Origin of the sequence: Stieleria sp. JC731, assembly GCF_020966635.1 — a bacterium.
Lineage (GTDB): Bacteria > Planctomycetota > Planctomycetia > Pirellulales > Pirellulaceae > Stieleria.
In genome coordinates, this window is record NZ_JAJKFQ010000002.1 from 1,152,062 (window position 1) to 1,165,496 (window position 13,435).

At 51.6% G+C, this 13,435-nt stretch carries 15 protein-coding genes; 5 read left to right on the plus strand and 10 right to left on the minus strand.

Translation table 11 applies throughout. From position 1 onward, the window contains the following. Positions 1-239 precede the first annotated feature (239 nt). A complete protein-coding gene (locus LOC67_RS09945) occupies positions 240-842 on the plus strand; it encodes a TetR/AcrR family transcriptional regulator (RefSeq protein WP_230262443.1) in 603 nt (200 codons plus the stop codon). 11 nt (positions 843-853) lie between these two features. Here the strand turns inward: LOC67_RS09945 and LOC67_RS09950 are convergent, their stop codons facing one another. Both LOC67_RS09950 and LOC67_RS09955 read right to left on the minus strand, forming a co-directional pair. Beyond that, complete coding sequence (locus LOC67_RS09950; protein ID WP_230262444.1) at positions 854-1,636, minus strand: class I SAM-dependent methyltransferase; 783 nt, start codon at positions 1,634-1,636, stop codon at positions 854-856. A gap of 65 nt (positions 1,637-1,701) precedes the next feature. Further along, complete coding sequence (locus LOC67_RS09955; protein WP_230262445.1) at positions 1,702-2,235, minus strand: DinB family protein; 534 nt, start codon at positions 2,233-2,235, stop codon at positions 1,702-1,704. Positions 2,236-2,564: 329 nt separating this feature from the next. On the opposite strand from LOC67_RS09955, the gene LOC67_RS09960 reads away from it, so the two are divergent. From LOC67_RS09960 to LOC67_RS09970, 3 genes are all read left to right on the plus strand, one after another. Then, positions 2,565-3,542 (plus strand): mechanosensitive ion channel family protein, encoded by a 978-nt coding sequence (locus tag LOC67_RS09960; RefSeq protein WP_230262446.1) that lies wholly within the window; start codon positions 2,565-2,567, stop codon positions 3,540-3,542. Between the two features lie 48 nt (positions 3,543-3,590). Further along, on the plus strand, positions 3,591-4,544 hold the full coding sequence (locus LOC67_RS09965) for a hypothetical protein (RefSeq protein WP_230262447.1): 954 nt from the start codon (positions 3,591-3,593) through the stop codon (positions 4,542-4,544). A 147-nt stretch (positions 4,545-4,691) separates the two neighbouring features. Further along, on the plus strand, positions 4,692-5,930 hold the full coding sequence (locus LOC67_RS09970) for a Glu/Leu/Phe/Val family dehydrogenase (protein ID WP_230262448.1): 1,239 nt from the start codon (positions 4,692-4,694) through the stop codon (positions 5,928-5,930). 71 nt (positions 5,931-6,001) lie between these two features. Here LOC67_RS09970 and LOC67_RS09975 read toward each other — a convergent pair whose 3' ends face one another. Next, a complete protein-coding gene (locus tag LOC67_RS09975; RefSeq protein ID WP_230262449.1) occupies positions 6,002-6,235 on the minus strand; it encodes a hypothetical protein in 234 nt (77 codons plus the stop codon). A gap of 261 nt (positions 6,236-6,496) precedes the next feature. Between LOC67_RS09975 and LOC67_RS09980 the strand changes: the two genes are divergently transcribed. Further along, positions 6,497-7,372 (plus strand): endonuclease/exonuclease/phosphatase family protein, encoded by an 876-nt coding sequence (locus LOC67_RS09980; RefSeq protein ID WP_230262450.1) that lies wholly within the window; start codon positions 6,497-6,499, stop codon positions 7,370-7,372. 27 nt (positions 7,373-7,399) lie between these two features. Here the strand turns inward: LOC67_RS09980 and LOC67_RS09985 are convergent, their stop codons facing one another. The 7 genes from LOC67_RS09985 to LOC67_RS10015 form a co-directional block, all read right to left on the minus strand. Then, the gene (locus LOC67_RS09985; protein ID WP_230262451.1) at positions 7,400-8,725 is read right to left on the minus strand and encodes a basic secretory family protein; all 1,326 of its coding nucleotides are present in this window, start codon (positions 8,723-8,725) and stop codon (positions 7,400-7,402) included. 567 nt (positions 8,726-9,292) lie between these two features. Continuing rightward, positions 9,293-10,303: a hypothetical protein gene (locus tag LOC67_RS09990; protein WP_230262452.1), complete on the minus strand. Its 1,011-nt coding sequence runs from the start codon at positions 10,301-10,303 to the stop codon at positions 9,293-9,295. Between the two features lie 20 nt (positions 10,304-10,323). Beyond that, the gene (locus tag LOC67_RS09995) at positions 10,324-11,220 is read right to left on the minus strand and encodes a hypothetical protein (RefSeq protein ID WP_230262453.1); all 897 of its coding nucleotides are present in this window, start codon (positions 11,218-11,220) and stop codon (positions 10,324-10,326) included. After that, positions 11,217-12,059, minus strand: a complete 843-nt coding sequence (locus LOC67_RS10000) for a DUF1559 domain-containing protein (RefSeq protein WP_230262454.1) — start codon at positions 12,057-12,059, stop codon at positions 11,217-11,219. Before LOC67_RS10000 ends, LOC67_RS09995 begins: the two co-directional genes overlap by 4 nt. Positions 12,060-12,154: 95 nt before the next feature. Further along, complete coding sequence (locus LOC67_RS10005) at positions 12,155-12,529, minus strand: hypothetical protein (RefSeq protein WP_230262455.1); 375 nt, start codon at positions 12,527-12,529, stop codon at positions 12,155-12,157. Continuing rightward, positions 12,526-13,008, minus strand: coding sequence for a prepilin-type N-terminal cleavage/methylation domain-containing protein (locus LOC67_RS10010; RefSeq protein WP_230262456.1), 483 nt, complete (start codon positions 13,006-13,008; stop codon positions 12,526-12,528). Before LOC67_RS10010 ends, LOC67_RS10005 begins: the two co-directional genes overlap by 4 nt. Next, the gene (locus tag LOC67_RS10015) at positions 13,005-13,355 is read right to left on the minus strand and encodes a hypothetical protein (protein WP_230262457.1); all 351 of its coding nucleotides are present in this window, start codon (positions 13,353-13,355) and stop codon (positions 13,005-13,007) included. Before LOC67_RS10015 ends, LOC67_RS10010 begins: the two co-directional genes overlap by 4 nt. Positions 13,356-13,435: the final 80 nt, after the last annotated feature.

The following is a 13,435-nucleotide window of genomic DNA, read 5'->3' on the forward strand; positions in this document are numbered from 1 at the left end:
ACTCATTCGAAGCGCAATTCTTCATCACATCAATTTTTGCATCCGCTATCGCCGCGCAGCTTGTCAAATCAATAAGCTGATAAGCAACGATACCCGGGCATCTTGGAAGGATTACACTGGTGAGTGTACTTTTCGACAATTTCAAAGTAAACCCATCAGTGTAAATTATGAAGTGTCCTACCTTTCGATGACGGGGTAGGTGCCACCCGGGATTGGGTTCAGACATTCGACGACAATTGATGAAGCATTCAGATCGCAAACGGGCCGATATTTTGGCAGCAGCCGTCTCCGAGTTTCGTACCTATGGATACGATAACACGAGTATGGATCGGATCGCCGATGCAGCAGGCGCGTCCAAAAGAACGGTCTACAACCACTTCGGCAGCAAAGAACAAATGTTCGAAGCGATGGTCCGCGAGATGATGCAGCGGACCGATGTGCTTCAACGGTTTGCCTATCAATCCGATCAACCTTTGCCGAAGCAGCTCAAAGCCATCGCCAACGAAATTTTGGGCGTGATAGCCGATGAAAGCTATCGCGACTTGGCTCGGGTGGTCCTTTCGCGATTGACGATTGAACCGGAATACAGCGTCATCATTTCGGAGCACTCCGATCGGATTAATTCGATGTTGGCCGATTGGATGACAGCCGCACATCGCGACAAACAACTGGAAGTTCCACATCCCGAACTGGCGGCCGATCAGTTTGTCGGCATGTTGATGTCCTACGGTTTTTGGCCAGCAATCTTTTGCGTGGAAAAGAAATCGATCGCGGTCAAGCGGACGACGTTTATCAACCAGACGGTCAAGATGTTTCTAAAGGGCTACGGTAAACCGGAGTAGCCCTTTGTTGATCAGTTGGGTTTGGTTGCCAAGGTGGCGAAAAAGGTAGGGCAGAACTCAGATAGGCGATCTCGATCGCCACGGTCTTCGTAGATCTCTGTTAGCGCAAATCCGGCTTTCAACAGTCCACCAATCGTGTCTTCCAACGAGTGGCTGAACATGAACGGTTCTTTGTTTTGCCGAAGCTTGTTCTGTGCTTCATCACTGAGGTGCGTGTGGTCGGCATAGGGCAAAGCATGTGTGATGACGAGGTTTCCTTTCTCCAGTTCGTCTTCATCGAACAGGTAACGAACCGCATTGATAAATCCACACATCAATCGCCCGCCAGGACGAAGGACACGAAAAGCTTCGTCCAGGACCGGTTGAATGTTGGGGATGAATGCGACCGAGCAGGGATTGAAGACAAGATCGAAGCAATTCGATTCGAAACAGCTTAAATCTCGCATGTCGCCAAGGACCGATCGAATGGTCAAGCCATCACGTCGCGCAACGACCTGATCTTGTTCCAATTGACCGGGAGAATTATCCAGGACGGTGACGTTCGCCCCGGCCGCGGCCAGGATTGGGGCCTGCTGTCCGCCGCCGCTGGCTAACCCCAACACATCGGTTCCCGACAGTTCCGGGAACCAATGTTTCGGAACGGGTAGTTGAGGGGTTAGGACAATATTCCACTCGCCAGAACGCGCAGCGGCGATCACTTCGGAAGTCACCGGAATGGTCCAGCGATCACCACGGGCAACGAGTGTGTCCCAGGCTTCGCGGTTGTACTGGCTGATCTGGTTGATGTCTTTCATCAGAGGCGGCGAGTTTCTTTTGGAAAAGTTCTCGGCTTAAAAAGTTGTCCGCTGGCGTGGCAATTTTAAGCAGAGCCCAGGCCGTTGATTCGACGCCATGCGCTGAACTGACCCATGTGGATCATCAGGTGGCCGCCCATATAGAAACCGTGCATCGAAGCGATCGTGGGGAACTTGGCCTGCATCGCTTCATTCGGATTGGGAGCATCGAATGCTTCGTTTGATGCAGACTGCAGTGTCTCGATTGCAAGCGTGTGGGATTTGCGGAACGCTTCAACGACTTCGTCCATCGCCGGATAGATCGAACCGTCCGGGTCGTCAACGCAGGTCGCATCTTTGCTAAAGCACTTCATGAACGATTCAGTTGGCTCAATTGACGATGCGTCAGCGCCAAGCTGGGTTACAACACGACCGGGGTACAGACTCAGATGCCCGAGAATGAAGCAGGGGTGATTGGATTCGACCTGGGTGCCACCGGTCGACGCAAAACGAGCGAATTGGTCGGCGGAAACATCCTTCAATAACCGGTCGGCGTATCCCATCGCCAAAATGCCGGATGCCGCGATCATGTTGCCGATCAAGTGTTCAGACTGACTCATCGATTTTCCTTTTTGATTGATAACTGGCACATGCTGATGCCTGGATCGCAAGTTTACTGAGTTGTTTCCAATCTGCAGAGCACCAGCTTGCAGCGTACCTGTCTGCATCGCATCAGTGTCGTCGTCGTTGACACACGAACCGTTGAAATGTTCGTTGAGGATCCAATAGCACCACTTTCGGAGTGTTTTTCCACGATTTTTCCGAGAAGATCTAAAGTTTCGCCCAAGCATGCCTCTCTGATGGCCAAAACAGCCTTTACGTCGCGCGTCCAGTTTTCCTATATCTCCAAGGCACGGAATTGTGTCTCGATGATCAAGTAGGAACGACAATGCTGTTGGCACAAGCAGGCGAAGAAGCTCAAACAAATGCAGTCGGAACTCCCATCGATGAATGGATGGACAATGTTCTGCCTGGTGCGTCGACGTGGATCACACCAGAATTGGTAGAGAACGTGTTCTATGCGGTTGTGGGATTGATCGCGATTTTTTGCGGTTACTTCGTCGCCCGTTACTTGTCACGGATCATCAGTTCGCCGATCTGCAAACGCGTTGACGAAACACTCGGTCGCTTTGTCGGCAACGCGATTTTCTACAGCACCATGATTGGGCTGATCACTTTCGTCGCCAGTAACCTCGGATTCGAACTGGGTGGTCTGACAGCTGTTCTAGCTGCGACTGGCTTTGCGATCGGCTTGGCCTTTCAGGGAACGCTTAGCAATTTCGCTTCAGGCGTCTTGATGATTGTGTTCCGGCCGTTCAAAGTCGGCGACGTCGTCAACATTGCGGGTACGACGGGAAAGGTAAACGAGATCGACTTGTTTACCACGACACTGGATACGCCGGACAATCGTCGCTTGATCATCCCCAACAGTTCGATCAGTGGAAGCACGATCGAGAACATCAGTTTTCACCCTCACCGCCGGATCGAAGTTCTCGTGGGTGTGGACTACAAAGCTGACATTGATGCGACGCGGCAAACCTTACAAGAAGCGGTCGATCTGTTCGCAAGCGATACCATTCATGGCGAAAGCCGCGGTACCAAGGTCGTATTGGCAAACTTGGGATCCAGCTCCGTCGAATGGAAAGTGCGGATGTGGGTAGCCAGTGGCGATTTCTGGAAATTGCAGGAATCATTGACCGGTGAAATTAAACGGCGACTCGACCGCGCAGGAATCGGAATTCCGTTCCCACAAATGGATGTGCATCTGCGACGCGTCGATACGGCTGAAGCGGAAACCACGATGCGTCCCCGACTTCGTCCAGTGATTCGAACCTCATCGCATGACGGAATGCCTCACGCCGGGTGATGGCAAGCTGACTGGATTCGACCAATCCCGAGACGTTAAAACAGACCGATGGATCAGCTTTGTCGTATCCTTCGACGCAACCATTGCAGGTCCAACCATCATCGGTTTGCCATCGATGCGCTGTCGCATGTCGAAACCGATGCCGGTAAACGTCTGCGAAGCTGGTTGCTAAGGTACTACCCGCGATACCTGCAGGGTGCGGTCGATCCGGATGAACGATTTCGAGACTACCACAATCATGTGCTGCACATTCATGATGGCAGTTGGGGCGGCGCGGTTCGTGTCGCTCATCAATGGTACCATCGGCTGAAAAAACATCTTCGGCGGGAAGAGTTTTCCGATGCCGCCCATGCTGCGGGCGTTTTAGGCCATTATGTCAGCGATGTCATCCAGCCATTGCATACGATTAGCAGCCAACGCGAGGCCCTGATTCATCGTCCTTTGGAATGGAGTGTTGATCGTTGCTACGGCAAGATCGTTAAACACATCCATCGACACCAGATACAAGTGGATGTCACGCTTCCACAGCATGCCTTCTGGCTAGGATCGTTGATGCTGCATACAGCAAATCACGCATCGACTTATGCGGCTCACTTGACCGATCGCTACCAATTTGAAAACGGCATTCGACGACCAAAACAAAGTCTCGATACAGTGTCACTCGATACGCTGGCCGAACTGATCACGCTATCGTGGGTTTCGATCGCGAAAGTCATTGATCGTGTCGCCACCGAAACGGAACAGTACACCGGTTATGATTTGCCGGAATGCGGTTTAAAGCTCACAACGATCCACGCATTTGCAACGAGCCCAGCAGGACGGTTGCGATCGACAATTCGAAATCATGTCGAGAAACGTCGGTTGCGCTCGATGATCAATGAATACACCCGCGACGGAAAACTTGTCCAATATCTGCCTCCGGAAATCGACATCAAGCAACGTGTGATCGAGGTTTATCACAAAGAACGATCAAGTTCGACTTTTCGACAGCGAGCTGCGTAGTCAAGACTTGTGGTCTTAAAGCGAAAAAGACCTGTAAGCGGCGTGGGTTGATAAGATGAACCAGACCGGGCTAGCCCTCGAACAATCCTGTATTGCATTACCCAACCATCTTTCACTTGCTAAAACAACTAGAGAAGGGACCGCGAAATGAAAGCCTTTGATGCGACGCGACGCTTCTTTCATCGGGCTGCCGATCATTTGGATATCGATAGCGCTGTCCGAGAAGCCATGTTGATGCCACAGCGCGAGGTTCAAGTCCAAGTCAGTATCGAACGTGACGACGGCAGCTTGGCAAACTTCGTCGGTTTCCGTGTCCAACACGACAAGAGCCGAGGTCCGATGAAAGGCGGACTGCGCTATCATCACGAAGTCGACTTGGACGAGACTCGTTCCTTGGCAAGTTTGATGACTTGGAAAACTGCCGTGGTGAATTTGCCCTATGGTGGCGCCAAGGGTGGCATCGGTGTCGACCCACGGACGCTGTCTCTGCGTGAGAAAGAACGACTCACCCGCGCGTTCGTTGATCAAATTCATGATATCGTCGGTCCGGATACGGATATCCCGGCTCCCGATATGGGAACGGATCATCGCGTGATGGCTTGGTTCCGAAACCAATGGGAAAAATACCATGGCTTCAACCCAGCCGTGATCACCGGAAAGCCCGTCGAAGAGTACGGCGCCAAGGGACGTGAAGAAGCGACGGGACGTGGTGTCGGATCATTAACCGTGAAGACTGCCAAACGCCTGGGGATGAAACCAGAACAATCGCGAGTGGCAATCCAAGGATTTGGGAACGTCGGATCACATGCGGCAAAGTTCCTTTGCGAAGCACAGTTCCCAATCATCGCGGTCAGCGATATCTCCGGGACGTACTACTGCAAGGACGGACTTGATATAGGTTCGGTCTTCCATCACAAACTCGAACATCCACAAGGCTTGCTCGAAGGCTACGACCGCTGTGAAGTCCTGCCGATCAACGCGCTGTTGACGCTCAGCGATGTCGATATTTTGATTCCGGCTGCACTCGGTGGTGTGATCACCGAAGAGAACGCGAATCAGATTTCTGCCAAGGCGATCATCGAAGCCGCAAACGGCCCGATCGATCCTGACGCCGATGTGATCCTGAATGAACGGGGGATCATGATTTTGCCCGACATCCTGGCAAACGCCGGTGGAGTCACTGTTAGCTATTTCGAGTGGGTACAGAACCGCCAGCACTACCGCTGGAGTTTGGATCGCGTTCGTCAGGAACTCGACCGCACGCTTTCAGATGCTTTCGAGAACGTTTGGCAAACGGCTCATGAACGCAATATTTCGCTTCGTGATGCGGCTTTCATGATCGGCATTTCACGTGTTCGACGTGCGAGCGAACTCGCTGGGCGATAAGCTCGCTTCGCATCTGTTGCCGACGAAACCGATTGACGTTCCTCAAAGCAGGCGCGTCGTCAATTCGATATTCAGGAATCGCCGAAAATCACACCGGAGTCCACCGGTGAATGGGTATTGGCCACATGACGATACGCCATCATAAAACCGATGACGGCAAGGATCGCCAACAGGTTCAGAAAAACGAATAGGATGATGTCACGTTTCCTCTTGCGCATCTGTCCACGCTGATGACGGTCCGCGCGTGAGGACCGCTGAGGCTCATGAGCTTGCTTTCGATTGATCAGGTTAACTGAGTTCGACATTCGTTCCGGTATGAAAAGATGGGACGAAGCACGTGCGACTTCGTTTACACAGTTGTTAGTACCGATTTCCGTGTATAGACCAGCCATCAAATTAATCGCGAAACAGCTCGATTGAACCCGCATGAAAATTTGGGATCTCGGTATTTTGACGATTACACCGCCGGTCGGGCTTTGCACTGCCACGGGATGTCACTCGTCGTCACTGCCTGGACATTTTGGTAAAGCGGCGAACGACAGTTGGCTGCTGACCGATGGCATCTTTTGGAAACTATCAAAGTCAAATCATTCCATTGTTTCTACATCAAATCTGTATTTCGTAGGCTTTCCGTCGTCATGCATCGCTTGATCACTGTGCTCCTGTTTATTTGGTCGATTACCGACCAACCTGTCGGTGCCATTGAGCCGATTCAACTCAGTAAACCGATTCAACTTACAGTGCTCAGCTACAACATCCATCATTGCGAAGGTGTTGATGGCAAATTGGATTTACAGCGGATCGCCAACGTGATTGCAAATGTCAGGCCTGACTTGGTCGCTTTGCAGGAAGTTGACAACAAGACGACGCGAACCCTGGATGTCGATCAAGCCAATGAGATCGCATTGATGACACGGATGCAGTTTGTCTTTGGCGCCAACATTGAACTGCAAGGGGGAAGCTATGGAAATGCGGTGCTCTCGAAACTACCAATTAAGGGGCACCGAAACGAGCTACTTCAAAGCGTTGGTGCGGGGGAGCAACGTGGCGTCTTGGTGGGCGAGATTGAATTGCCAGAATCACGCGGAACACTGCGGTTGTTCGCGACGCATTTTGACCATCGACGCGACGGCACTGAACGACGCCAGTCGGCGACGGCTATCAATAAAATGGTTTTGACCGATCAGTCACCGGCGATCTTGATGGGCGACCTGAATGACGTCCTTGGCAGCGATACGTTGCAACGTTTGCATCACGTTTGGAAGCCAACGGTTGATCGCCCGCTTCCCACCATCCCGGTCGTCAATCCTAAGCGACAGATTGACTTTGTTTTGGCATATCCACCGCCTCGTTGGCGGGTGATCGAAACACGCGTTATCGAAGAAACGCTCGCATCGGATCACCGGCCAATCGTTTGCAAGTTGCAATTGTTGCCTGACTGAATCGAGTCCAGGCAAAGTCTCGAGACCTTATTTCAAGGTCGCGACGTACTCTTTCCAAATCTCTTCTGGCGACTTGCCGGTCAGCTTGTTCCAGAGGTCGTCTGAGTAGCGTCCTTCTCGCATGCTGGCGTTGAACTTTTCGATCAGTTTTGGATCGTACTTCTTGGCAGCGAAATCCAAGAACGAAGCGGTGGTTCGGTAGCTATCGTTGTAGTTCGCTCGAGCCGGATTGACCCGTGGACGGTTCTGCGGCGGCTCGTAAAGGAACCAACGCACGTAGTCGGCAACGCCTTCGACCATCCAGCTTGGGTTACGGTTGCGTCCGCGTGCCCGGCCGTACTGTTGAACGACGTGAACCATTTCATGAACGATTGATCCCAACGCTTCGCCTTCCAGCTGTCGACGGTACCATGGGCCGGCGGCAGTGATTTGCGTTCCGGCGGCGTATGCGACACCGTCCATGTACGCTTTAAAGGTGACGGTCAGTTCCTCAGGAGCGTCGTAGCCTTCGCTCGGCAGCAGTCCAACGATTTTTGGATACCACTGCTTACAAATGGGCATCAATTCCTTTTGTACCCATGGTTGTAGGTCAGGCGTTTCGGTGGTATTGAAATGAATGGTGTACTTGCCATCGATGTCGAGAGTGTCGATTCGTGGTTCGGCAAGTTTCAGTTCGTAAGACTGCCCATCTTCGATATCGATTTCCGAAAAGAAGGTCTCGGCAAATGGCGAACGATTGCTGGTCGGCGAAACCTCGAACAAGAGGTAGCGATACGAACCTAACGATTCACCTTCTGTCGATGAACGAACTGAGGCCGCGTATTGACCGCCGGGGGTTTTCGATTCGCCTGTTGTGTCGACTTTGGCAATCGAAGTCCATTTGTTGTCGAGCGCCGATTCACGTCGACGCAGTGAAGTCTTTGCGCCAGATTGCTCCGAGGCACCAAAGACTTCGTAGACCTGTGGTCCACGTTGGTCGGGATGCCAAGAGTATGATCGGATCTCTTTGACATCGATGTCTTTGCCCAAGTCAATCAGCAATCGACCGCCATTTCCACCGCTGAAAAAGAAGTTGCGATTGGGCTGGTCAGCGTCACTTGGCAACTTGCCGTCGAACAGGCACTCTGGACCAGGGCTGTTGGAATCCAATTGTCCGGCGAGCAACCGGACCGTCGCAAGGTTGCCAGCATCGGTGCTGGAAGGTGCAGCGATGTTGTCAAACGTGAAACCGGCTTTGGCCGAATCGTTGGGATGATGCCCCAAAACGGTTTCAGCACCGTTGGCGGAAACTGTTGGCAGCAGTGTTGTTGCCAGCAACGCAAGTGAAAGTTTCCAGAAGCTTTTCAAAGTCATTAATTGCATCCGTCGATGTCCAGGGGCGTCTAACGTGGTGGGTCGATGAACTAAACCGGAATCAACGATCGGGTTTCGTACTCCGAAGCAATTCATGTTCCCCTACTGCATGACGACCAATCCAAAGCAAAGCGAACACAGGACACCAAACATTAAAGGCGAAGCCCTTGTGATGGTGACAGTTTCATCGACTTTCTTAGGCTTTCAATTTGCAGTTAAAGGGATTCATGTTTTCGCTAAACGTTTGCTAAGGAAGACAATCGAGTTATTGGTGCAACCGATTGCTTACCATCTCGTTCTTGCAAACGAAACATCGGTTTTCGTCAGCGAAATCGTTGCTTGTTCGTATGAACCGCCAAGACACGATCATGTCCAATTCGGTTTTGCCATAATCACCGATCCCAACAGCCTGTCAACGCTGCTCGGATGATCGATCGGGTCTTTGTTGCCGATTCTTAGGCGGCCCATTCGATGGCCGGTATATACCGTAGCCGCGGCAAGATAGATCTCAGTGGGTGACTGCTAAATACACCCAACGATCAACAGATGAATGATGTTTGTCGAGGCCTACCAAAACTTCCAGCGAGGTTTTGGTTTGACCCATGGCAGATTTAGCCGGTCGCACCATCGTTGAACCTCATCTGAATCAAGCTCTTCTAAAACTTTGACGTTCGGCGGAGCAGCTTGCAGGAACGGACCAAAGAACCCTGTACCCCAGCTACGTGATTGCAGCACCGGCGGCCACAACAAGACAACTTGGCGACCATCGACTTCAGGAATCGATTCGGGGTTCGCCTCTCCCCAGATCGTTCCACCGAAATCTGCTTCGGGGTAAGTCCCAACGCCGTAATGCCACCACGCGGTGTCACTTTGGTCTTCAAAAGTCATCCCTTTGGCGACATTCAAAAGTGAACGTGGTACCGTTTGCGTCTCCGGAAAGCGATAGTTTTGAAGAGCTGCCTGAAGCAACGTGAATAGATGAAAGCAGTTCGACAGGTTTTCATAAGCCACCTGAAATCCGCGACGATGTTGCACATGGATCACCAACAGTTCGCCACTTCGTTTGCGAAGCAATTCTAAAACCCAACCGGGACCTGGCGAGATATGTTCGACTCGTTCAAGTTCCGCAATGGTCGTGGGGTCGTGTGACAATCGTTGCAACATGTTGGGCGAACGAGAGACATGTGCGACCAGTCCTTGCCCCAGCAGTTCTAAACCGGTGACCGTTGCCGGATCAAAGTCTTCATCGTCATCGTCGCATGCATCATCACCGGGAACGTCAACCGAGCTGGCGAACCGCAGCATCGCATTGACGATGCTGGGGCCGGTCACATCGGGGTCAGCCCCCGACTCGACGGCGGCACCAAAGTACACCGCTAAAAATCCAGCACCGGGTGCACTAAAGACTTCGTCCAGACGCGACGCCAATCGTTGGCCTGCCTGTTGACGTTGTTGATGATCCGTCAGGGCGTTCAGTGCACTGCGCAAGCCACTCGAAGGCGTTCCGTCAGACAACTGATTGGCTTCTTCGATCACCTGTGTGATACATCGATCCAAGGATTCATAAGATGATGTCATGGAAACCTCATCAGATGTGATCAACCGCTGAATTCAGGATTGGCTTTATGTTGACGACGCCAACGAAACGTTAGCCAACGATGTCCGCTCGATCTCATCAAGGCTAAGAACAGTAACGCGACAACGTAAAAGCTGGAAACCGCCGTAATATAGCGGATGATGTCGGTTTCGATGTTCCGATCTGTCGAGCTAAAATGAAAAGACATCGCGCTAAGAAGAAGCATGACGATTGGCAGTGAAAAAATGCTCAGCCACCACGAGTCGCATAGCACCATCGCCAGCATGACGATCCACAATGATCCCAGTGCCAAAACAAATGCGGAAAACTCTTCGGACAATCTGGAGACATTGTCACTGAATTTAAACAACGAGGCCAAAATTGCGATCGTCGTGGTGACCTTCATGATCTGGCGAATACTCCGGACGGGAGACTGAGGCCGAAGGTTGCGATGGATCCTTCGATTCGACCATTGCATGATGATGAGCGGGATCGTCACCGAGACAGCGGTCGCCAGACATAACTCGTTCAGGATTTCCAAGTCGTGACGCAAGGTAATCGCTAGCACACCAATGTTCAGTAGCCAAAGTAGTCCGATAGTCATTCTTGGTTGATGACGCTGAACATTCGCTGCGTGTTTATTTAGTCCCCGATCGACGTTGCTTCCTTCGTCTTCGTTTGATTGACGGTCGTATTTCGGTAAATCAATCAGGTTGATCCAGGTTCCGATGGTCGACCAGATTGCCATCAGGCCGCCCATCGCGAGTCCGAGCACCGTGTGCTGAGAATCTGATAGCGATTGTGCTCCAGTTCTGTAAACGACGGACGCAATCAGAAAGGTCAAGATCCATGACCAAACAAAACACCACGCTAACAGGGCGCCATCGACTTCGCTTCGATCCGAATAGGGTTCGTTCATTGCACACTTCGTCGACGCTGTTGCTCGATCGATAGGTACTGCAGCGGAAGCTGTCCGTCACGACGATCCGCCATCTGCTCCAGGACGCGCTGATCGATGGATGATGAAAGGAATTTGTATTCACCGGACCCGAAACTCGCGTTCGCACCTGCCGGGTGACGACTGCCAATCGAGCCGACGAAAGTTTCGTCAGGAATCGATTCGATGGGTTCGGATCGAATGCCGTCACCCGTATTGCGCAGCGTCGCGCGGGTTCCACTCAGCCAACCCAAGTCACCAATCGTCGATACCTTTTCAGAAAACAACATGGTATTGGAAAGCCCATCGCTGATGTCGTCTCGTGTAACCGCCTTGTTAAGCACAAATATACCCCAATCCGATTCATCAATCGGTTTAGTCGTCGAATGATGGATCCCAACATAGCTGCTGGGATTTCCTGAATACAGAATGTCGGAAGGGCATTGAACGCCTGGGAAGCTAAGTGACAGCACGTCAGCATTGGCCTCGTCATAGATGCTGATTGACCGATCGATATGCGAGGCAATGACCGGTTGGTCCAACAAGTCTGTCAGTCGACCAAGCCAATTGTGATGATTCCCATCAGCGACATTTTTGATCGGCCCTGAATTGGCAATCGTGCCGATAGGAAACTGGATCCAACGATCGTGATAGCTCTGCAGCGCCAAACTAATCGAAACCATCTGAGACTGGCAGTTCGTTCGTCGTGCCGATTCACGAAGCGATTGAACGGAAGGAAATAGCAATCCGACCATGATTCCAATCATCGCGATAACCACGAGAAGTTCGACGAGCGTAAACGCGGGACGTTTCGATGACATGCGATTCAACCTGATAGAATGCGATCCGTTGAAAACAGATTTTAAAGGACCGGTTCGAAGTGCAATTGGATAGGACAATGTTGACGTTGATTCAATCATTCGCCATTTCGTGATCTTTCGATCGACAAGCCGATACGACTTCCAAGTCGGATCGTCGCTTGATACCGCTCGGATTCTGAATCATTGGAAACTAACTGGACGTCGATCCAATGGTCGACCTCAGGATCGATCGGAAGCCGGAATATTCTTTGCTCTGGGACATTCGCTGCTTTCACGGTCTCGATCGCTCGTTCTAGCAAACGCACCTGTTGATATTGAATTTGCCGCTGTCGTTCATCCATCGCACGACGTCCCAGCGATAACGCGAACGTGCCGACCAAAAGGGTGAACGCCAATAGAAGAATCAACGCGATCGTGCCGCGTCGTCGATTATTTCTGTTGCGATGGTTTCGCCGTTTGATGCCTCTCATTCGATTGGGCTCCGAATAGCGAAAATCTCGAACGTCCGAGGCGTTTGACTGGGCAGGGTGATGGCCCAACTTGCCGAATCGTTTTCGGATGAAGCAACCGAACACTGAACATCATTACCAAATGAGTATCGTTCGCGAGTCATGGTCGAATCATTGATCCGTACGATCGCGGAGTCCGATATCTCATACACCAAATCCGGTTGCTGACCATCAAAGTTCAGTCGCAGTTTATTGTCTTGGATCGTGTGGTATTCTGAGTGGTGGAAGTCATTGCGAAAGTCATCTGCAAAGCGACGGATCTGTTGACGTAGGTTGAATTGTTGTTCTGAATCGCTGGAAGAACGCTGGATGGCGACGACCAATGTCAGTATCCCGGCAAACATGCTCATCAGAATCGTCATCGCAATAATGACTTCGATGAGCGTATGACCGGTCCGATTGGGTACGCAGTGCGATTGTCGGCAACGTGTTCTCATCATTTCGCCTCCAAACGCCAATGGTGATGCTGCAGTCGCGGGGCCGATAGCGATTCGGATGGATTGTCAGTCGCTTTTGTGGCGATCGTCAGGTGAAGCCCTTTTGAGCTTCCCGTTTCAAATTCAGCGATTTTGACTTCAAGATCGGTTCCGTCTGTCAAACGCATCGCCTCGCTGGAAAGCTGTTCGTCGGAGATGGCGTTCAAACGCTCCGCAAGGTTCTCCATTGCCAACTGTTGCTGAAGAACATCGAGGGCGGTTCGGCTATAGATCAGGAAATGTCCGTGGATCTTGATCGCAAAACTTGATACGACAATGAAGAATACCATCGCGACCAGTAGTTCAATCATGATGATCCCACTTTGTCGTCGACGCGGCGTATATCGGAATCGGTGGACCGACGATGGCGTTCGTTTGCTCGATCGCTGTT